At 51.3% G+C, this 21,396-nt stretch carries 19 protein-coding genes; 5 read left to right on the top strand and 14 right to left on the bottom strand.

Features of this window, described 5'->3' with window-relative positions:
• Positions 1–121: 121 nt before the first annotated feature.
• The 3 genes from KHS78_RS18435 to KHS78_RS18425 all read right to left on the bottom strand — a co-directional run bounded on the left by KHS78_RS18435 (position 122) and on the right by KHS78_RS18425 (position 2,437).
• Complete coding sequence (locus KHS78_RS18435) at positions 122–1,027, bottom strand: cation efflux transmembrane domain-containing protein (RefSeq protein WP_211830132.1); 906 nt, start codon at positions 1,025–1,027, stop codon at positions 122–124.
• 225 nt (positions 1,028–1,252) lie between these two features.
• Positions 1,253–1,837, bottom strand: a complete 585-nt coding sequence (locus tag KHS78_RS18430) for an outer membrane beta-barrel protein (protein WP_211830131.1) — start codon at positions 1,835–1,837, stop codon at positions 1,253–1,255.
• Between the two features lie 342 nt (positions 1,838–2,179).
• Complete coding sequence (locus KHS78_RS18425; protein WP_211830130.1) at positions 2,180–2,437, bottom strand: YheV family putative zinc ribbon protein; 258 nt, start codon at positions 2,435–2,437, stop codon at positions 2,180–2,182.
• Between the two features lie 121 nt (positions 2,438–2,558).
• On the opposite strand from KHS78_RS18425, the gene KHS78_RS18420 reads away from it, so the two are divergent.
• Positions 2,559–3,479, top strand: coding sequence for a carbohydrate kinase family protein (locus tag KHS78_RS18420; protein ID WP_211830128.1), 921 nt, complete (start codon positions 2,559–2,561; stop codon positions 3,477–3,479).
• Positions 3,480–3,542: 63 nt separating this feature from the next.
• Here the strand turns inward: KHS78_RS18420 and prlC are convergent, their stop codons facing one another.
• From prlC to KHS78_RS18400, 4 genes are all read right to left on the bottom strand, one after another.
• Complete coding sequence (gene prlC / locus KHS78_RS18415; protein ID WP_211830126.1) at positions 3,543–5,570, bottom strand: oligopeptidase A; 2,028 nt, start codon at positions 5,568–5,570, stop codon at positions 3,543–3,545.
• Between the two features lie 63 nt (positions 5,571–5,633).
• Entirely contained in the window at positions 5,634–6,077 is a 444-nt protein-coding gene (locus tag KHS78_RS18410) for a DUF6691 family protein (RefSeq protein ID WP_211830124.1), read from the bottom strand.
• Positions 6,078–6,086: 9 nt separating this feature from the next.
• Positions 6,087–6,494, bottom strand: coding sequence for a YeeE/YedE family protein (locus KHS78_RS18405; RefSeq protein ID WP_211830123.1), 408 nt, complete (start codon positions 6,492–6,494; stop codon positions 6,087–6,089).
• Complete coding sequence (locus KHS78_RS18400; RefSeq protein ID WP_246506668.1) at positions 6,491–6,802, bottom strand: ArsR/SmtB family transcription factor; 312 nt, start codon at positions 6,800–6,802, stop codon at positions 6,491–6,493. The genes KHS78_RS18405 and KHS78_RS18400 overlap by 4 nt, the downstream gene beginning before the upstream one ends.
• Positions 6,803–7,870: 1,068 nt before the next feature.
• Here KHS78_RS18400 and KHS78_RS18395 point away from each other — a divergent pair.
• Positions 7,871–9,850: a S41 family peptidase gene (locus tag KHS78_RS18395; RefSeq protein WP_211830122.1), complete on the top strand. Its 1,980-nt coding sequence runs from the start codon at positions 7,871–7,873 to the stop codon at positions 9,848–9,850.
• A gap of 706 nt (positions 9,851–10,556) precedes the next feature.
• On the opposite strand, the gene KHS78_RS18390 is transcribed toward KHS78_RS18395, so the two are convergent.
• Positions 10,557–12,509 carry a neutral/alkaline ceramidase gene (locus KHS78_RS18390; RefSeq protein ID WP_211830121.1) on the bottom strand — a complete coding sequence of 651 codons (1,953 nt, stop codon included), beginning with the start codon at positions 12,507–12,509 and terminating at the stop codon, positions 10,557–10,559.
• A gap of 520 nt (positions 12,510–13,029) precedes the next feature.
• Between KHS78_RS18390 and satP the strand changes: the two genes are divergently transcribed.
• The 3 genes from satP to KHS78_RS18375 all read left to right on the top strand — a co-directional run bounded on the left by satP (position 13,030) and on the right by KHS78_RS18375 (position 16,080).
• The gene (gene satP / locus KHS78_RS18385) at positions 13,030–13,593 is read left to right on the top strand and encodes an acetate uptake transporter (RefSeq protein WP_211830120.1); all 564 of its coding nucleotides are present in this window, start codon (positions 13,030–13,032) and stop codon (positions 13,591–13,593) included.
• 162 nt (positions 13,594–13,755) lie between these two features.
• Complete coding sequence (locus KHS78_RS18380) at positions 13,756–15,468, top strand: AMP-binding protein (protein ID WP_211830118.1); 1,713 nt, start codon at positions 13,756–13,758, stop codon at positions 15,466–15,468.
• Positions 15,469–15,537: 69 nt separating this feature from the next.
• Complete coding sequence (locus KHS78_RS18375) at positions 15,538–16,080, top strand: gamma carbonic anhydrase family protein (protein WP_211830116.1); 543 nt, start codon at positions 15,538–15,540, stop codon at positions 16,078–16,080.
• Between the two features lie 10 nt (positions 16,081–16,090).
• On the opposite strand, the gene maiA is transcribed toward KHS78_RS18375, so the two are convergent.
• From maiA to KHS78_RS18345, 6 genes are all read right to left on the bottom strand, one after another.
• Positions 16,091–16,723: a maleylacetoacetate isomerase gene (gene maiA, locus KHS78_RS18370; RefSeq protein ID WP_211830114.1), complete on the bottom strand. Its 633-nt coding sequence runs from the start codon at positions 16,721–16,723 to the stop codon at positions 16,091–16,093.
• Complete coding sequence (locus KHS78_RS18365; protein WP_211830111.1) at positions 16,720–17,709, bottom strand: fumarylacetoacetate hydrolase family protein; 990 nt, start codon at positions 17,707–17,709, stop codon at positions 16,720–16,722. The genes maiA and KHS78_RS18365 overlap by 4 nt, the downstream gene beginning before the upstream one ends.
• A gap of 139 nt (positions 17,710–17,848) precedes the next feature.
• Positions 17,849–18,193 carry a 4a-hydroxytetrahydrobiopterin dehydratase gene (locus KHS78_RS18360; RefSeq protein WP_211830109.1) on the bottom strand — a complete coding sequence of 115 codons (345 nt, stop codon included), beginning with the start codon at positions 18,191–18,193 and terminating at the stop codon, positions 17,849–17,851.
• 15 nt (positions 18,194–18,208) lie between these two features.
• The gene (gene phhA / locus KHS78_RS18355) at positions 18,209–19,006 is read right to left on the bottom strand and encodes a phenylalanine 4-monooxygenase (protein ID WP_211830108.1); all 798 of its coding nucleotides are present in this window, start codon (positions 19,004–19,006) and stop codon (positions 18,209–18,211) included.
• 40 nt (positions 19,007–19,046) lie between these two features.
• A complete protein-coding gene (gene hppD, locus KHS78_RS18350; protein WP_211830107.1) occupies positions 19,047–20,129 on the bottom strand; it encodes a 4-hydroxyphenylpyruvate dioxygenase in 1,083 nt (360 codons plus the stop codon).
• A gap of 122 nt (positions 20,130–20,251) precedes the next feature.
• The gene (locus tag KHS78_RS18345; RefSeq protein WP_211830105.1) at positions 20,252–21,376 is read right to left on the bottom strand and encodes a pentapeptide repeat-containing protein; all 1,125 of its coding nucleotides are present in this window, start codon (positions 21,374–21,376) and stop codon (positions 20,252–20,254) included.
• Positions 21,377–21,396: the final 20 nt, after the last annotated feature.

The raw sequence follows: 21,396 nt of genomic DNA, 5'->3' as shown, positions 1-21,396 counted from the left end.
GTATAACACCCACGCACAACGAAAGACGAGCACGGAAAAAAACCACACCAAAGAGGTGTTTACGGTGCAAAAACCAATACACAGGTACCGTTCCAAGAGTATCCGGGAACAATTGAGGTAATCAGGGCGTAGTGGCAACGGTCTCTTCGGCTCGTTCCAGAACGACTTCACAAGAACAGTTGCTATAACACTGCTCAGCACAATGTTGTATGGTCGTACGAATGTTGAAAAACTGCCTAAGTGGCATATCCTCACAAGCGCCTGTGACGGTAATACTGACCCAGGTTCGGCGACCGGTCTTCAGCACCATGAGATCAGATACTGAAAAGTGAGGGTCTAACGTCATAGCCGCAAGGCGTTCACGAAGTGGATGAATGTAAGCCGAATCCGGCGCACTCAACAGCAGTTCGCGAAAACCGTTCCGGACCAGCAGCCAGGGGTCGCGCAGGAAGGCCAGGCAGAATCCTATCACCAGGATCTGATCGGTATAACGGGCCACCCAGCCAAGAGAAGTCCCCTGAATAGCGACCACAATCAACAATGCCATACCAATAGAGCCGGAGATCACCGTATTGATCAGCCAGGCCTGCTTCTCGGCGACCAGAAGTCCTGAAGACTGTTTCTGGTTCGCCCGGCTACACACCCGCCAGGCCAGCAAGCAGCCGGCTACTGCGGGTCCGACATAAACCAGCATCAACCCAAGCTGTGGATCCCGACCGCCTGCCAGCAGCACCTGAATGTTGGATGATAACGCCAAGGCAACCAGCACTAGAACGGAAATCCCCTTCACCATGACCATTAATGGCTCATAAGCAAAGAAACCCAGCGGATAACGCCTGGTGTAGCCACACTCGGTTAACCCGGCAACTTTCATCCCAATAAACGCCATGGCGGCAGAGAGCAGGTTAAAACTCCCATCGAGCATGATGGCATCCGACCCCGAATACACGCCCATACCAATGCCCCAAACCGCCAGGGCGAGCGCAATGACAGCTGATAGAATCAGGGCTTTACGTTCAGCATTCATGACGACAATGCCTCAATAGCATGTTTTTACAGAGTTACGGATAGCTCGCAGAATACCGTGTTTACGGCAGGGGTTCGTTTATTCAAATCAATGGCATCAAAACAAAAAAGCATCAATTAGAAACCGTTTTCGCCATCATGAACGCGAAGAGAAGAGCAGTGCAGGAAAACAGGATAGCAGATGGCCCTGGCGACAGATTCTCACCAGGGTCTTTCTTCATTTCACTTAGAAACGGTAGGACGCAGACAGGTAAACCTTCTGGGTATCCTTGTTCTTGAATTTGTCACCGGTATTCGCTTTGAACGTGGTGTCGTGCTTCAGGTAACGGTAGCCGCCTTCCAGATCGACGGATCCCATGGTATAGACAACACCGGCCTGTGCGCCGTACGCGAAGGATTTTTCTGTCTTGCTACCGGCACCGGATACATCAATTTTGGTACGGTTTGCACCGATAGAAGCACCGACGAAAGGCTTCAGGTTACCGTCCCCGAACAGGTAGTCAGCTGACATCAGCAGGTTCTGGCTTTTCAGCTCCACCTTCTGACCATTGCCAAACTTCCCATCGTCCTTACCGGTGGTGATAGTGGCGTAGGTACGAACATTGTCATTCAGGTATTTACCCACTCGCAGACCAAAGTCAGAGTGATCCAGCTTCTTGGATGAATTCTTGGCGTCGACGAATTCAGCGGACAGTTTTTCCTTCGCCTTACCCGCTTCAACACCGACAAACCAATCGCTGGCCATGGCGGAACCGATGCTGCCCATGCAGGTAGCGGAAACGACGGCGGCGGCAAGAAGTACTTTTTTCATTGGATCACTCTCTCTGTAATGTGTGGTGGAACGGTTATGTCTTTATGGCTTTTCGGGTTTGTTGTCTGCCCGACCAGTGATGCGCATTTTAAGAATCCAGCCATTACGCAACACTCAGAGTCCGTTCCAAAAAACATACAGAGGAGTAGAGTGACATTGATGTGCACATCGTCACCCAACCAAACACCACTACATGGCAGCGCAAACCACCTACAAAACCGTGACACGCACCTAGTGAAAAATGGTGTCAGAAGCCTTTTTGGCGAGAGAGGGTCAAAGAAAAAATAGCTCCCCTGTTGACCAGCACGGTGTGGTCAACACAAGGATGGGAGAAAAATCGGTTTAATCCTTTTTAGAGGATAACTTCGGGTTGGGATAAAAGCGTATTGGTTGCGCTTCTGTGGCCTGCGGCGCTTTCGCCTGACGGTTGACGCGGGTTTCCAGCTCAGGGGTCTCTGGCTCTTTGGCGATGACATCCCGAAAACCACAGTCAATACACTCCCGGACCTGTTGCCCTTCGTCCTCATACATGACCACTCGGTCCATGGCAGCACAGCGCGGACAAACGGCGCCAGCGATAAAGCGTTTCACGGTACTCATACTTGCCTGACTGTCTTTTTTTACTGGCATTGGCGCACTATTTTACGCCTCAAGCACGCCTGACCCAACTGCATTTTTCTGTCTATAACTATCATGCTGACTAACCGAATGAAGACGCTGCATGACGACTCCTGCCCTGATGGATATTGAACTGCTGGTACACGGTCATTCCTGTCTGGATGTGCATATAAATCATGACGACACCCCGACCAATGACCTGCAGTATAGGATCCAATCCATGGTGATTAATGGAGGGGGTATGGCAGCGAATGCTGCGATAGCCGCTTCCAGGCTGGGCTTGCGTACGGGGTTTTCGGGACGGTTAGGCATTGATCCGTTCAGCCAATATCAGATGGATGAGTTTCATGAGAATGGCGTTAATACGGAACTGGTTGTTCAGCAAGATTATATCCCCAGTCTGTTTCTGGCCCTGAACCACTCAAATGGTCAATCAGAATATAGTTGGTACCAGACGCCTCATACTCCAATGGTTAGTGATCCACTAACCTGCCAGCCCTCGTTAATTCTGCTTGATGGGGAATACTTCAACGTTGCGATAGCGCTGATTGAAACCGCACGAGAGCAGAACATCCCGGTTATTCTGGATGCCTGCTTTCTCTCCGACAGACGGCTGGCGCTGATCCCCAAGGTCGATATGGTCATCGCCTCCCATGACTTTGTCAGGGAGTATATGCAGTCTGAAGACTGGCATGCCGGCCTCAGACAGCTGACCCAACACTGTGCAAAAACCATCATCACCCTTGATAGTCAGGGGTGTCTCTGGCATTGGCAGGGGGAAGAGGGCGCCATGGGAAGCTGGCCGGTCGATTGTGTTGATGGCCTTGGCGCCGGCGATGCCTTTCATGGCGCATTCTGCGCCGGACTTCTACGTGGCTACGCCTTTTATGACAACCTGCGTTTTGCCAGCGCCGCCGGTGCACTGTGCTGCACCCGGGAAGGTTCACGGGCTGGGCTGCCGGATATGTCGACCATCAAGCAATTCATGGCAAGCCATCCAGAACCCGGCATTACGTCTGTCTAAGCCAATAGTTCAATAAAAAAGGCCAGCATGCAGCCGGCCTTTTCTCATGGCATAAAACGGTGATTACTGAATGCCACTGTGTCTCAACAGCGCATCAATCTGTGGCTCACGGCCGCGGAATGCGACAAACAGCTCCATGGGCTCGCTGGAACCACCTCTCTCGAGGATTTCGTGAAGGAAGCTCTCGCCCGTCGCACGGTCAAAAATACCGTTTTCCTCAAACAGGGAGAACGCATCCGCTGACAGCACTTCCGCCCACTTGTAGCTGTAATAACCCGCGGCGTAACCACCCGCAAAAATGTGACTGAAACTGTTCTGGAACCGGTTGAATGATGGAGGCATCACAACCGCCACCTGCTTGCGTACATCATCCAGCATGCCCTGAATACTCAGCCCTGGCAGGTATTCCTTGTGCATTCTGAAATCAAACAGGGCAAATTCCAGCTGACGTACCATCATCATGGCGGACTGGAAGTTCTTCGCAGCCAGCAGCTTTTCCAGCATTTCATCGGGGAGTGGTTCGCCGGTTTCATAGTGACCGGAAATCAGTGCCAGACCTTCCCGCTCCCAGCACCAGTTCTCCATAAACTGGCTGGGCAACTCCACCGCATCCCAGGCAACACCACTGATGCCAGACACCGCCGCATAGTCGATACGGGTTAGCATATGGTGCAGGCCATGACCGAACTCGTGGAACAGGGTGACCACTTCATCATGGGTCAGCAGGGCAGGTTTGTCGCCCACCGGCGGGGTGAAGTTGGTGGTGAGATAAGCAACCGGCAACTGCACCTTTTCATCGTATTTCATGCGGGTACGGCAGACATCCATCCAGGCGCCGCCACGCTTGTGTTCCCGGGCATAGGGATCAAGATAGAACCGGCCAATAACATCATTATCACGAATAACATCGTAGAAACGGACATCCCGGTGCCAGGTATCCACACCCTGTACTTCCCGGAAGGTCAGGCCATAGAGTTTACCGGTAACGGCAAACATCCCATTAATGGCTTTTTCCGCCGGGAACCAGGGGCGCAACGCTTCCTGGCTGATGGCGTAGCGGTGCTGGCGCAGCTTTTCCGCGTAGTAGGCGACGTCCCACGCCTGTAAATCCTCAAAACCGTCCACCTCTTTCGCAAAGGCTTTCAGTTCCGACAGCTCATGCTCGGCCTGAGGTTTGCTGCGTGCGGCCAGATCTTCCAGGAATTCAATCACCTTGTCGGAGGATTCCGCCATCTTGGTGGACAGTGAGTATTCGGCGTAATTGTTGAAGTCCAGCAGTTGCGCCAGTTCGTGACGCAGGGAAAGAATTTCATCCATCAGGGCAGAGTTATCAAACTCGCCCCCATTGGGACCCTGGTCAGACGCTCGGGTGGAAAAGGCGGTATAGACTTCCTGCCGCAAGGCACGGTCATCACTGTAGGTCATCACCGGCAGATAGCTCGGGAACTCCAGGTTCAGCAGCCATCCGTCCTTGCCCTTGGCTTCCGCCAGTTGTCGGGCGTTAGCCTTGGCGCTGTCAGGCAGGCCGGCCAGTTCGGATTCATCGCTGATCAGCTTGGTCCAGGCCATGGTGGCGTCCAGCACATTGTCCGAATACTTGCTGGTCACTTCCGAGAGGCGCTTTTTAAGCTCGCCATAGCGCTGTTTTTTGTCGTCCGCCAGTGCAACCCCCGCGAGTTTAAAGTCGCGCAGAGCATTGATAATGACTTTCTGCTGGGCGGTATCCAGTGTGTTGAATGCGTCACTGTCGGCCAGTTGCTGATAGGCGTTGTAAAGCGCCGTGTTCTGTCCCAGCCAGGTCGTGAGTTCAGATAGCTTGGGCAGCTGCGCATTGTAGGCATCACGCAGCGCCTCACTGTTCACCACCGAGTTCATATGGGAGACCGGTGACCAGGCCTGCGAAAAACGGTCATCCAGCGCATCCAGCGGCTGTTGCAATGATGCCCAGTCGAACGTCATGCCCTCTACCAGAAGGGACTCCACCCCTGTCCGATAATCACTCAGCAGCTGATCAACGGCCGGACCGACCTGCTCAGCATCAATCCGGGAGAAAGGCGGTAATTCGTGTTCTTCCAGCAGCGGGTTCATCATGTCGCGACTCTCATGTAGTTGGGCATATACCTTAGAAAACAATGGAGCCGGAGCGCGGGCTTTTCAAGCATCTGCTTGCCGAAATGCCCGTTTAAGGTAACCCGCCAGTACCGGTTGCAACCATAATCCTGCCAGCATGGCACTGACGAACAGCACCACCTGAGGGTTTCCTCCCGCCAGTAGTGTGATGGCAGGTCCTGGGCACAACCCCACCAGCCCCCAACCGACACCAAACAACACAGCGCCAACGACCAACGGTTTATCGACCTGTTTCAAGGATGTCAGGGTAAAGTAGGGGGCCATTTTCGGGGCAGGTTGCTTGAGAATCCATCGGGTGGCTGGGATGTTCACCAGCAACGCACCACCCATTACCAGCGCCAGGGTTGGATCCCAATGGCCGGTGATATCCAGAAAGCCGAGCACCTTTTCCGGGTTGAGCATGCCGGATAGCGCCAGCCCTGCGCCAAACAGAAGACCTGACAGGATCGCAATCACTATCTGTTTCATGGCTCCGCCTCACACCAGATGTCGAACAATGAAAACCGTCAACATGGCCGTTGCCATAAAGACCATAACGGCAACCAATGATCGAACAGAGAAACGGGCCAGCCCACAGACGCCATGACCACTGGTACACCCACTGCCTAACCGGGTGCCCAATCCCACCAGCAACCCGGCGCTGATCAATAGAAGCGGGCTAGATGCCGGCACAGGCAGCGGTTTGCCTGACAGCACAAGCGTTGTCATCCCGCCAGCACCCATGGCCATGAGAAAGGCGATACGCCAGAGGCTATCACCACGACGGATCCCCCCGATAATGCCGGATATACCCGCCACCCGACCATTGCACCACAGCAACAGCGCGGCAGATAAACCGATCAACATACCACCAAGCAGTCCGGAAAGCGGAGTGAACGCACTCATGATAATTTTCTCCTGGAATCGCAATAAATCCCGTGCAGTGTTTCGAGTATTTTTCCGGCTTCCGGGCTGGCAATGCGGTAATAAATGGTTTGTGATTCCCGCCTTGTGGCAACCAGTCCATCCCGTCGCAGAACAGCCAGATGTTGGGACAGGGCAGACTGACTGAGATCTATCTGCGCATTGATCTCAGCGACATTCATTTCCCCTTCCACCAGCAGACACAGAACCATCAGACGATTCTCATTGGCCAGCGCCTTGAGCAGTGCTGTGGCTTTCTGCGCATTGCTACGCATGGTTCTTATTGTCATATCCACCCTATCAGTGACCCAATCTCAACATCTTCTGGTACCTGATTACAGAAGCGTAACGGGGCTTGTCGTTCGGCATTTACAGGCATCATCCTGTAGTGGTTTTTTTCTGTTGATTGGGACCATTACTATCCTTCACAACACCAAGAAAACCGGCACATCGTTCATCAGCCCTGCCTATTCAAGAACCCAGCACTATTAAGTTTCAGCCCCGCACGTACGGTATTTGCAAAGATACTACCCTGTGGATAGAACCAGTGAGAGATCTATCGCCGATATAGTCTCTTCACTCTAACCTCCGACAAAACCGTTTGCCCACTACTAGATAGTTCTACAAAGCACTACAGACCGGTGATCACATAAGAAGCCCCTATCTACAACAACCGAAACTCTTTTTTATTGACGGCCATAAGGGTCAAAAAGCAGGTACCTTCGACCTACTCAATACATTAGACAAACCTAATATTAAGAGGGTAACCTTACGTCAATAAAATGCTGGCACATAGCCATATAGGCACTCTGCACCTAGCAGGATATTTTCGATGCTGAACTGAAGATACATGTAACTCTTTGTATTACATCAATGTATAACGAAACCAATTACGCCTGACGCTTACAGCTCACATTAACTAATATTTTTTATCGACGAAAAGCACTCATCCATCTATAGCCGATAACATGTTTCAGAATCAGCCTGCTTTTTGATACAGCAGTCCTCCAAAAATTACTTGCTCTATAAAAAGCATCTTTTCTGATACCTCCTTAAGATCAATGATGACAGTATGAAAACGCATTGGCCGGTTTAAATATTAAGGACTATATTTCAGTGCCATTTAAATAGCGTTATTACCCTTTTAGCAAGTAATGCTGAACCCTGAGTGGTAATTATTGTTGATGCTTTTAATAGATACGACATGTATATCAAGAATATGATTTTAACATTAAAAAAACATAGAGGCCTGTATCAAACAGGCACTTTTCTATTTTTCTCTTCATTAGAGCTTAAAAATATTATCACAACCTTATTTTGTTACCGCTTCATTCTGGAACTATAACAGGAGGAATATAATGCGCTTTCTTACTCTCAGTATATCGATACTCAGTCTTTTATTATCAATGACAGCAAAGTCTGATGATATCAGCATCAGCGAGGTATACAGCTATAACAACAGCCACCTTAAGCCTATATTACAGGAGCACTTTTCCTTCTACCCCCTGTTTACAATCGATATTGATCAAAAGCTTGATACACTGGACAGTTACAATCTACCAGGTGAAATGATCCCATACCGCCTGGAGTTACAAAAAATTATTGCATCCTATAACGAGTCACACTCAGGGGTTATAGACCTTTTTAACGCCAATCAATCCCCCCACAAAAGCAGTGTTTACGATCAAAAAATCGGCATTCTCAAGGTCATACCCGGCAAGCGCTCAAAGTTTGTTCTGCTATCTCCCTGTGAATTTAAATCTGGCCAAGGCAACAGTTTTATAGAACAAAACCTCTTTGATCCTGAGCACCCTTATCTTGTCGCTATCGATACGCTTCCCATAGCTTACTGGGTGCATCAACTGGAACCATACATCTCTTCCCAGAATCCGGCACGGATTTATCAGCAGTCCCGCTACTGGCTGGAACATATTAATCAGGCCCGGAAAATGACAGGCAAAACATTGTCCAATAAAGCAAGGCTAACACTTGCGTCTGAAGACGGTTCAACCATTGATCATTTTGTTCCTCTCAAGGAAGACATCCACATCTGCCCTAAAGATAACAGCCATCATGTACATTTTGTCGACATACAACCTGATTCAGAAACCATTACGGCAGAGATAGATGGCGATATTGCTTATGTTCCATTACCTGAAATGTATAACATTGCAGAAAATGACGATGCTTCCAAACTCTTCATGCTCATGGAACAACTCCGAGCAGCGTCCAGCAAAAAGGGTATGATTCTTGATCTTCGTGATAACCATAAGGGTAATCGCACGGCTATGATCGCGTTATATCCTTTTCTGATAGACCCAAAGTCTCTCCCTAAAGTCGCTAATATCATGAGCTATCGTCTTCCCGCTGACGAAGCCGAACCCTGGGGCAATTCTGACAGCGACAAACTGGCCCATCGCTTTACCTTTCCAGCCAATCACTCAATCTGGTCTGATAAAGAACGCCTAACGATTGAGGCGTTTGAAATGACTGATTTCCGGGGAGATATCAGCCATATATCAAAAGTACCCCAAAACAATTGGTTTGACGGGAAAAACTTTAGTCGCTGGCATTACATGGTCATGTCGCCCCAACAGCAATTCTTCCGCAACATGGTCCGGGAGTTTGATGTAAGAACGGCTGACGATGCGTTTATTATTGATAATTTTTCTGACCTGATTAATCGCCTGGACGATATTCTGCCCCACTATACCCGTCCTGAGCAGATTGTAGTTTTGACTAACCAGGGCACATTCAATGCCGCAGAGATTCTCGCAGGGACACTAAAAGGGATGGATGGGATTACCCTTATGGGTAGCCGCAGCAGTGGTGGGAGCTCCATGCCACAGACATATACACTTCCCTGCGGAACAGAAATCAAACTCGGCACCACCCTCTCTTTTGCGCCTGATGGAAAGGCTTACGATAACATCGGCATCATACCTGACCATATCGTTTTACCTGCCGCTGATGATTTCGTCTTTCGTCAACGCCTGAATACCAATCGGCCTCAGGTTGTTCATATCACAGACAACCTCCTGAAAAAGGCTATTCGTTTCATCAAAACCAGCCAGTCCACCACCCATTCGCTAGAAGCCGGCCCCATCTACGGTGAAGATGACGCGCAGGAAAAATGCACCGTTTTATGTGAAACTGAAGATGGTGTCTGGAATAAGCAATGGTGGACAACTCTTCCGGGGGAAATGTCACTCTGCCAATGCAGATTCCCGATAGTACCCATGGAAAACAGCCAGCCGCCAGAGTTGAAAGATAAACTTCCAAATAACTGGTTTGGTCAGGAGCCGGGTAACGTCAATTATTCCTCAAAGTCACCCTGATAGTGACTGACATACAACCTAAAACCAATCCATAACCAACAGCAAAGGGTTCAGCTAGAGCCCTTTGCTTTATCCCAATATCTGAATGCAGATTACCGAGGATGCCATATCCACCACGCAACCCAGCATATCCGACAACATTCTTTGATTATCAGATGTATTGCCACTTCCATACCTGAAGCACAGATTCGATGAAAACGTCTGGATAAATTTCTACTACTTGACTTCCCGTAAACACATCGCAATCCAGCAATATGCAAGGTATTGCTGTGCGATGTGCCCAGAAACGCCTTTCAATACTTTCGAGGATATTCAACTGAACCTGCAAGAATAAAGAATTAAAACGTATAATTTCCACAAAAACTGAGGTTGAGATACCCTATCTATGAATCTTACTTATCTGTTGTAAACGGATCCGCTGACTATCAACAATCAGGCATTCGTTCACACTTACTGCATGCGTGACGGGATATTACTGATAAAGATTACGGCCCCTTTTCTGACCTCCCAGTAACCGTTTGCCTGTACCATTTATGAATGCTTTGGTTTTGGAGTGACGAGGTATTTTCATATACCCAGCAAGCCTCACCACTATTATCTAATGATAAGACCATCTCAAAGAAAACAATCATCAAAACCAACCGAAAGACACCACATATTTCAGGCGTCTTCCGATGCACCAGGGCAAGGTGCTGACAGGCCTTATTTACTGAACCTGAAAGGCTTTGCTGGTTCCTTGGTAGGGTTTCATCAGAAACGTCCAGGCCTCTTTATACACACCTTCATGCACTATGCGATATGTGCCGGAAGGGGTATCCGTGGGAATGAACCAGTCAATAATGGCGTGGGAGGTACCCCAGAAGCCATCTATACGCTGCCATGTATAACGCGTTTCCAGATCACGATCCCGGGCCACGGTATGCCACTGTCCATTCTCATATCGCTGAACTTTCAGGAAACTCACCATGGTTTTCAGATCATTTCGGGGATGCCCTGACCAGAACTTCACCTGCACATGATCACCTTTCTGATAGGCGCTATTGGCATCCTGCACCGTCTGACCAATGGACTTGAACACCGGCGCCTGATCATGCACAACCGGCTTGTTGTAATACACCACCTGGTCATCAGACAGATCATCCGGCACCGGTTCTGGTTCTCCGGCCCAGGGATTCATTGCCGGATCCGCCAGCGATTCAGCCAAACGCGAAAATGACTGCCGGTACGCTGCCAGTGTCCAGGGACCAAAGTGGGTACTGGCTCCCTCATAGTGCTGTTTATCGTATTCTTCACGGGTAGTGACGTAACCGGCATAGGCATTGGAATAGCCGGCCAACACGGTATGGCTCAACCCTGTGCCCGCAACAGATTCAACCGTCTGGCGGATACGACGACCTGCCATGATCGTGAACTCGCCCGGCGCGGCCAGCAGCCCAAGCGAGCCAATTTTCATGATGGACACAGGCAATACATCGGGCGTCCACGGATAAGGTTGTACATTCCCGGTTGCCAGCAATATAGGTTTCGGGGCCTGACAGGCTTCCTGTTCCGGTGTTGGCGGCATGACCATACCGGTAATCCCTTCCCAGAAAATTTCACTTTCCCGTTTCCCTTCCTCAAACAGAGGACCGCGTCCGTCTTCCGTTCCGGAGGCAAAGGCATAGCCTAACGCAGCGACACAGGTTGTCTGGTCCCCCTGTCCTGTGAATTGGTCATTCACTGCAACAGATGACATATCCACATACCGGTGTTGTACTGCCAGACTTCCCTGCAATGGCTCTGTTGCGTTCTGGAACAATTCCCAGGCCTTATCAAACTGCCTTTCACCAATCATTCGGTTGCTTTCATCCGGTGTAGTGCCGGGGCCTGTGCCGTTAAGGTTAAGGTTCGGGGTCATATCGCCAGCATTGGTCTGGGCGAAGGCGGCAACATACACATCATCACCGGTATAACTGCTCCCCATCCGCTTCTCAAACAGGTATTGGGCAATCCCCTTGTTGTCTGATGTCAATAGGGTGTTGGTCATCGGCAGGCTGACTGCATGGACGGGGAACCAGCTGATCATGCCGATATCCCGGTCTTCCCCCTGAATGAACCGGAGCACCGTCATTTCAGGGTCAATCGCGGCATACTGGGCAGCATCGACATTATTCTCATAGGCTGGCAGCGAGCGATTGGCGCTGGCATTCCACAATTCGCCGCGGTTAAACAGGACTCTGCCCGGCGCCAGCGATTCATGGGCCCGCACAATAGACTGGAAAATCCCTTCCACTGTCGCGTCATACGTCTGCTGAACAAAGCCTTCGGCGGTTACGTTGTACAGAGCGTAGTGTGAGTGCCCTCCCGCACCACCATGGGTATGGGTTGCGCTGATGATCAGGTTGTCATCGTTATACAGATCCCCATAGCGCGCCTTGAGCTTTTTTAGCACCCCCTGGGTCACGCCCTGAAAGACTGCGCCCTGGTCCACCGAGACAAACACTACCCGGTTTTCCGCTGAAATCGGTTCTGCAATAACAAACGCCCGTGACCACTGCCGATCACGGATGCCGGTGGAAAACTGGTCTGAACTGGCATAACCAAACAGGTTCACTTCTGCAGCAGGCCCGGTGATATCGTAAATTCCAACGCCCACCCGATAATTGTTTTCTACAGCCATCGTCGTTTGTATCAGGCACAGACAACACAACGCCATGCACCTCAGGAGATAATTCCCCATATGCATTTCCTCACTGAAACAGCAGTCGTTTGATCAGGACCATGGCGGCAGGAGACAACGCACAGACCGGAGAAACAGGGCTTTACCGGGAAAGACAAAGGGCTCGGAAGCGATCCATCCATGGCAGAGTGTTCAGAGCAGTACGATCGAACAGCCAGCATCTGTACAGCTTTAAGGGTATGCCGGGAACCGGTTATCTACCGACTCATTTTGTGAACCCGTTCACACTTTCAACATTTCGTACTAATAACTCATAAAACGTGTAATTGCGGATGTTGCCTCGCTGACCGAATGACTACGCTTGCTGCCCTTTAGACTGTCCGGCCTGTTTTGGCCTTATGGCGACAGTCCTCCACACAGCCTTCAGTTTCCTTTCCGGCTTCCGGTTTTCCCGGTTGAAGTCAGGAACAACGGTTGTCTGCAATCCGCTACTTTTCACTGCTGCTGCAAGGATACCGACGTGTCAGAAAAACTGGCCAATCCCGCTCCGCTGGGCCTGATGGGCTTCGGCATGACCACCATTCTGCTTAATATTCACAACGCCGGTTTCTTTCCGATCAGCGCCATGATCCTGGCCATGGGCCTGTGCTACGGCGGCTTGGCTCAGGTCATCGTGGGTATCATGGAGTTCAAAAAGGGTAATACCTTCGGTCTGACCGCTTTCACTTCTTACGGCCTGTTCTGGTGGTCCCTGGTACTGCTGCTGATCTTCCCGTCCATGGGAATTTCTGAAGCGACACCTGCCGCATTCATGGGCTGGTACCTGGGCCTGTGGGGCGTTTTCACCGGTTTCATGTTCTTTGGCACCCTGAAGGCCAACCGCGCCCTGCAGTTCGTCTTTGCGTCCCTGACCGTGTTGTTCTTCCTGCTGGCTGCCCGTGATTTCACCGGCTCCAAGCTGATCGGCACCATCGCCGGTTTCGAAGGCATCATCTGCGGCGCCAGCGCCATCTACCTGGCCATGGCGGAAGTACTGAACGAACAGTTCGGCCGTACCGTTCTGCCGATTGGCGAAGTTCGCTAATCACGCTTGCCCCAATGCCTTCCGGCTTTGGGGCAACCTTCCTTTCTTAATGCAGTCCCTCGTTTCTCCCCACGCCCCTACATACCGCTGACTATACTTCCTCCCCGATTTATTGCCTGAACAGGGAAAACGGATCACTCCCGTTAACTGGAGAGCGACGCGATGACAGCATCCCGATTGAGCTACACCTCCGGCACTGCAGAACAACCTTTGCTGGGGATGACGATCGGCGAAATGCTGGATATAACGACAGACCGTTTTCCTGACAGAGAAGCACTGGTTGTCCGTCACCAGTCCATACGGTGGTCTTGGCGCGAACTGAGGCAAAGAACCGATGCCTGTGCACGGGCGCTGCTGGCCCTCGGTGTAGAGCAGGGTGACCGGGTGGGTATCTGGTCACCCAATCGAGCAGAATGGACGTTAATCCAGCTGGCGGCGGCAAGGATCGGAGCCATTCTGGTAAACATCAACCCGGCCTATCGTGTCCCGGAACTGAAATATGCCATGAACCTCTGCGGTATTCGCTTCCTGGTCACCGCCGAACAGTTCAAGCACTCCGATTACATTGGGATGCTGCAATCTCTTCTGTCCGAACCACAAAAGAATCCCGGCCAATCAGGATTAAGTAGCGAAGTCCCCACACTGGAAACCATCATCACCCTGTCTGATAAGACGTATCCGGGCATGAGCCGCTGGCAGGATATTATGGAGGCAGGGAACGGCCTGTCAGAAAACGATTGGGTACAACGCCAGCAGGCTCTTCAGTTCGATGATCCCATCAATATCCAGTACACCTCCGGCACTACCGGGCACCCTAAAGGCGTGATCCTGACCCATCACAACATTCTGAATAACGCCTACTTTGTGGCTCACCAGATGCGTCTCACGGAGCAGGATCGACTGGTGGTACCGGTTCCTCTGTATCACTGTTTTGGTATGGTGCTCGCCAACCTGGCCTGCCTGACCTGTGGCGCTACGCTGATTTACCCCTCAGAAGGTTTTGATGCCCAACAAACTCTGGCAGCCGTCGCCGAGGAGAAAGCCACCGCCCTGCACGGTGTCCCGACCATGTTCATTGCCGAACTGCATGATCCCGACTTTGCCAGCTACGAACTCTCCAGCCTGCGCACAGGGATCATTGCCGGCAGCCTCTGCCCTGTGGAACTGATGAAACGCATTATCCATGATATGCATCTCAGCGAAATCCAGATCGGCTACGGGATGACGGAAACCAGCCCCGTCAGCACCCAGACCAGCCACGACACCTCACTGGAGAAACGGGTGACAACCGTTGGCAAAACCCAGCCCCACCAGGAAACCAAAATCATCTCCACCGATGATCAGCGCATTGCTCCAAGAGGGCAGATTGGTGAACTCTGCACCCGTGGCTACAGTGTCATGATGAAATACTGGGGTGATGAAGAAGCCACCAGGAATGCCATTGACGATGCGGGCTGGATGCACAGTGGCGATCTGGCTCTGATGGATGAGGACGGGTTTATCCAGATTATTGGGCGAATCAAGGATATGGTGATCCGGGGTGGGGAAAACATCTACCCGAAAGAAATCGAAGACCTGTTTTATACCCATCCGGCAGTGGCTGAAATCCATGTCACCGGCGTGCCTGATCCTAAATATGGGGAAGCAGTCATCGCCTGGATAAGGTTAAAGGACGGGGTTGAGCCCCCATCAGAAGAATCACTTCGTGATTTCTGCCAGGATCAGATTGCCCACTTCAAGATTCCCCGCTATTTCAAATTCACCGACAGTTTTCCGATGACCATTACCGGTAAGGTACAGAAATATAAAATCCGTGAAATCAGTATCCGAGAGCTGAATCTGGATGAAACCGCCTTGCCAGGAACCGCCATTTAAGCCCATAGTCTTCAGCAGATAATGAAAAACCTGTTTTTTACGTTGCTTCATACTGCCAGGGGATAAATGATGTCTTCACCGTTTCGAACCTACCAGAACAAAACGCCTAAATTGGGCGAACGTGTTTTTGTGGATCCAACAGCAGTTGTTCTGGGTGATGTGGAAATCGGTGATGACAGTTCGGTCTGGCCCATGGCGGTGATACGCGGCGATATGCACGCCATCCGGATCGGTCAACGCACCAGTGTGCAGGATGGTGCCGTTCTGCATATCACCCATGCCGGTCCTTTTAATCCCGACGGCTGGCCGCTGACCATCGGTGATGATGTCACCATCGGCCACAAAGCCTGCCTACATGGCTGCACGATTCATGACCGGGTATTGATTGGCATTGGCGCCATTGTCATGGATGGTGCGGTAGTGGAGTCCGAGGTACTGGTTGCCGCCGGCGCTATGATCGCACCCGGCAAAGTGCTGGAGAGTGGCTTTGTCTACAAGGGAAATCCAGCCAAAAAGGCGCGCCCCTTAACCGAGAAAGAACGGAGTTTCTTCAATTACAGCGCAGAAAATTACCGGAAGCTGAAAGACCTGCATATCGCTGAAGGCTATTGAAAAAAACAGCTTACACACTCGCATCGGCCTGATTTTCAGGTGCCGCTTTCTGGAAAGGCTCCAGCTGGTTGCAATGTTCGTAGACCTGCCGGATAGCAGGGTAGGGTGACAGATCCACCTTAAAGCGAAGGGCGTTGTAGACCTGTGGAATCAGGCAAATATCTGCCAACGTCGGCTGTTCTCCAATACAAAAGCCGGAGCCAGACAGTTGAGGTTCCAGCGCCTCAAACCCCGTCGTAACCCAGTGAGCATACCAGTCTGATTTCGCTGTATCAGATACACCCAGTTCGCCCTGCAGATAATGCAACACTCGCAGATTATTCAGAGGGTGGATATCACAGGCAATCTGACCAGCCAGGCTCCTGATCTGGGCTCTTAGCCATGTATCCCCCGGCAGCAATGGAACAGACTCAGGATAGGCTTCATCCAACCATTCCATAATGGCCAGTGACTGACTCAACAAACCATGCGGCGTTTCCAGTGCCGGCACCAGCCCCTGCGGATTTCTATCCCGATAGGCCGGCGAACACTGCTCACCGGTTCTGAGGTTTATCGGGATAGAATCGTAAGAAAGGCCTTTCAGGTTCAGCGCTATCCGTATCCGGTAAGCCGCTGACGATCGGAAATAGTCATACAGCTTCATGCATCCGCCTCGTACCGGCAGATACGCTGATCAATGGCGCCAAAGACGGATTTACCCTTGGCATCCAGCATTTCTATTCGTACGTGATCACCAAAATGCAGAAAAGGTGTCTGGGCCTTGCCGCCTTCAATAATCTCAAGCATCCGCTGTTCTGCAAGACAGCAGGAGCCACTGCTGCGATCCGTATTCGAAATAGTGCCAGAGCCCAGCAATGTGCCCGCGCCAAGATGCCGGGTCATGGCGGCATGGGAAATCAGCCGGGCAAAATCAAAGGTCATATCCACCCCGCAATTGGGCTGGCCAAACAACTCACCGTTCAATTCCACCCGAAGCGGCAAATGAACTTTGCTATCTTGCCACGCATCACCCAGCTCATCAGGCGTCACCACTACGGCTGTAAAAGCTGATGCGGGTTTGCTCTGTAAAAAACCAAAACCCTTGCCCAGTTCGGCAGGAATCAGGTTTCGCAAAGAAACATCATTGACCAGGGTGAGCAACTTGATGTGAGAAGCCGCCTGTTCCGGTGAAACGCCCATGGGGACATCATCCGTCACCACCACCACTTCAGCTTCAAAGTCGATTCCCCAGTCTTCCGATGCAACATGAACATCATCACAGGGACCCAGCAGGTTATCGGAAACACCCTGGTACATAAGCGGATCAGTCCAGAAATTCTCTGGCATTTCAGCGCCACGAGCTTTTCTGACCAGCTCTACATGATTAACGTAGCCGCTTCCATCCAGCCACTGGAACGCCCGGGGCAGGGGAGCGCCACACTGGTCTGGATCCATGCTGAAAGCATCCGGCCATTCCCCCTTGTTGAGTAATTCATATACCTCATTCAACCGACCGGCTTTTTCTTCCCAATTATCGATTGCCTGCTGCAAGGTACCTGCTATCTTGGGTACGACAGCTGCCTGCTTCAGATCTCGGGATACAACAATCAATTTACCGTCTCTGCCTTCTGCCAGGGAGGCCAGCTTCACACAGTGCTCCTTACCCGGTCAGTCCGGGCGATTTATTCGAATATCGGTGCGTGATTACAGAAATTTTTTCTGTCTGATCGGTCAAGTTACCCGTTGATTACAGCAGTTTTCACGGCATTATCTAGCGTATTTGCCGCACTTATTGGTTGTTTGCCGCAGCATCCGTCTTTGCGGCCATGATGAAATCATTTTTGTGTAAACCATTGATCTTGTGCGTCCACCAAGTCACGGTCACCTTTCCCCACTCCGTTAACAGGCCCGGGTGATGCCCCTGCGCCTCTGCAATTTCACCCACCTGGTTAGTGAACGCCAGCGCGTCACGGAAGTTCTTGAAGGAATAGACCCTTTCGAGCTGCATGACACCATCACGCGTCTCAATCGACCAGTCTGGCACCATGGCCATCAGCTCACGCATCTCGTCGTCGGTGACCTGAGGAGCGCCGGAGCGACAGGGCTCACAAACCCCATTAGCGAGTTCAGACATAACGGAATCCTGTTCTCATGGTTCATCTTTGGGTGGATAACGGGGCTCGAACAGCCCCAGCGTTTTCGCCTTACTGACCATAGCCATGATGTCCATGTCACTCAATTGCTGCAAGACTGACATTTGATCAAGGATGTAATAAACCGATTGCAGTATGTCTATGCGGTAGGGCGTACGCATGGCAGCGACAGGGTCAAACGATTCCCGCAGCGGCTTATCACTTTCCAGGCTGTACACGGTTTCCTTTGGGCTGGAGAGAATACCGCCACCGTAGATACGAAGACCTTCAGCCGTATCGACCAGACCAAACTCGACGGTCATCCAGTACAAGCGGGCCAGGAAAACGCGGTCTTCCTTGCTGGCTTTATAGGCTAACTTGCCATAGATATGCGTGAAGGCGGCAAAATCCGGGTTGGTTAACAACGGGCAATGGCCAAATACTTCATGGAAAATATCCGGTTCCCGCAGGTAATCCAGCTCTTTCCGAGTTCGGATAAACGTCGCCACGGGAAAGCATTTCTCCGAGAGCAGCTTGAAAAAACGATCGAAAGAGATCAGTGCCGGCACACGCTCAACTCGCCACCCTGTCGTACGGGCCAGCACGCGGTTCAGCTCTTCCAGTTGAGGCACCCGGTCAACCGGCAGCTGCAACTGGTCCAGGCCATCGAAATATTCCTGGCAGGCACGTCCCGGGAGTAACTGCATCTGACGCGACATCAGGATCTGCCAGGTTTCATTTTCCTCATCGGGATAGTGGATATACCCCTGTTCGTCAGGTTCCCTTGCGACATATGCCGTTGCGCTGCTGGCCATGCATGCCTCCGGTTATTCCCTGTTTTGACGGCGTACTGCGTTATTCCTGCAATACACCCCGGCGGATCTGATCCCGCTCCATGCTTTCAAACAATGCCTGGAAATTGCCTTCCCCGAAGCCTTCATCCCCCTTGCGCTGGATGATTTCAAAGAAGATGGGACCAATGACCGTTTCTGTGAATATCTGCAGCAGGAGCCGTCCATCCGGGCTACCGTCCATCAGGATGGCATCTTTCTTCAGGCGTTCGACATCCTCGCCGTGGCCCGGTAAACGCTCTTCCAGCATGTCGTAATAGGTGTCCGGTGGCGGTGTCATGAAAGCAGTGCCTTCATCCCCCAAGGATTCCACCGTGACATAGATATCCTCCGAACTCAACGCGATATGCTGAATGCCTTCCCCGTGGTATTCCTGCAGATATTCCTCAATCTGACTTTTATCATCGGAGGATTCATTGATGGGGATGCGAATCTTGCCACAGGGGCTGGTCAGCGCCCGGGACTTCAAGCCGGTCATTTTGCCTTCAATATCGAAGTAGCGGATTTCCCGAAAGTTGAAGAGAGATTCGTAGAATTGACTCCAGCGATCCATATTGCCGCGGAAAACATTGTGAGTCAGGTGATCGATATTAAATAAACCTTCACCCGCCGGATGCTGATCAACACCTTCAATGGGAATGAAATCAATATCGTAAATGGAACCGGATTCTCCGTAACGGTCCACCAGGTAAATCAGGCTTCCACCAATCCCTTCAATCGCCGGAATATTGAGTTCCATGGGACCCGGCCGGTTGGTGACCGGTTTGGCGCCCAACCCAATCGCGCGCTCCATAGCACGTGCGGCATCCGCCACCCGGAAGGCCATGGCACAGGCGCAGGGACCATGAATAATGGTGAAATCTTCAGCGAAACTATCAACTTCGGCATTCAGGATGAAATTGATATCACCCTGCCGGTAAAGCGTCACATTGCGAGAACGGTGACGGGCAATCGCCGTGAAACCCAGCTGCTCAAACAGGGCTGCCAGCGCTTCCGGCTGGCGGGCAGAGAACTCAACGAACTCGAAGCCGTCGGTTCCCATGGGGTTGTCTTCCGTGATCAGTGCGAGCTGTTTATTGTCAGGCATGACCGCGTTCCCTCCCACGTATTTTTTTATCCTTCTCTTTCTTTTTAGAGGGATTGGAAGCCGATGTCTACCAATGCTAATAACGTTTTTTTATATGCATTCAGGCCGAATTCGAATTCGGCCTATGGCGAACCCGGTGTAACGTTACGTGAAAATGTATCCGGAAATTGAGTGGCACTATCGAACTTAATCGTTTCCAGACGTACCGCATTATCAAACCGAGCACCCCGCAGATCCGCACCGCTGAAATCCGCATGAATCAGGTAGCTGCCAGAGAAATCAGCACCTCGCAGGTCCGCATTATGGAAATTAGCCTGATCAAGGCTGGCATTTACAAATTTTGCGCCATCAAGCTTTGCTCCAGTGAAGGTTACGCCACTAAGGGTTGTATCCGTGAAATCGATCCCGGAAAGATTCATATTCGATAAATTGAACCACCACATAACAGGGATTCTGAGCCCATTTTGCAGCGCTTTTTCCAGGCCTTCCTGATCAACAATTGCGCCGTTTTTCCTCAACCAGTCGAGCGTCTGATTATCCAGCCCCGAGGCTTGGTGAAGCACCAGGTTTTCCACGCGTGCATCAGAAAATAGCGCACCCGAGAGACGGGAATAAGCCAGATTCGCCTTCCGGAGATCTGCTTTGGTGAAATTGGCGCCAAGAAAATCCGAGCGTCCGAAGTTCACTTCCCGAAGATCGGCTTCCGTGAAGTCTGCCTGTTTGAAACTGGCCTGAAATACAGAGGTCGCGCCCCGCAGCAGGGCCCCCCGGAAAGAGGCGTGATCCATTTTAGACAGTGTTTTTGTTGATTCCAGAATGGCACCAGACAGGTTGGCGCGACTCAAATCCGTCGTCCTAAGGCTGCTGCCTGACAGGTTTGCCTGCTGTAAATCACTCCCCGATAAATCAGCATTACTGAGGTTCACCTGAACAATATCCAGCTGACTGAGGTCTACGTCCCGCAGCTCCAGCGTGACCTGATGCAGGCAACTGGCTTCCATCATCAAAAGCGCATTATTCAAATAGCGATAGCAAAAGCGCTGCATGGGAGAACCAAAGGCAATGCGCAGCTCATCATAGCCACACAGCTTATTCCCTTCCGGCTGACACCAGCCCTTGCCCCTGATTTCCTGTACTGTTGAAACCAATGTTTCGCGAGGGTCCTGCTGCCAGAAGCGACCGCCAAGGTAAAACAAGACACCACTGAGCAGCAATAAGCCCGCAACCCATTTTAAACGACGAATCATAAGGGAATCCGTTCCGTGGT

This window comes from Kistimonas asteriae (genome assembly GCF_018263925.1).
Lineage (GTDB): Bacteria > Pseudomonadota > Gammaproteobacteria > Pseudomonadales > Endozoicomonadaceae > Kistimonas > Kistimonas asteriae.
Note: the sequence above shows the minus strand (reverse complement) of the source record. Positions and strands in the feature narration are given on the sequence as shown.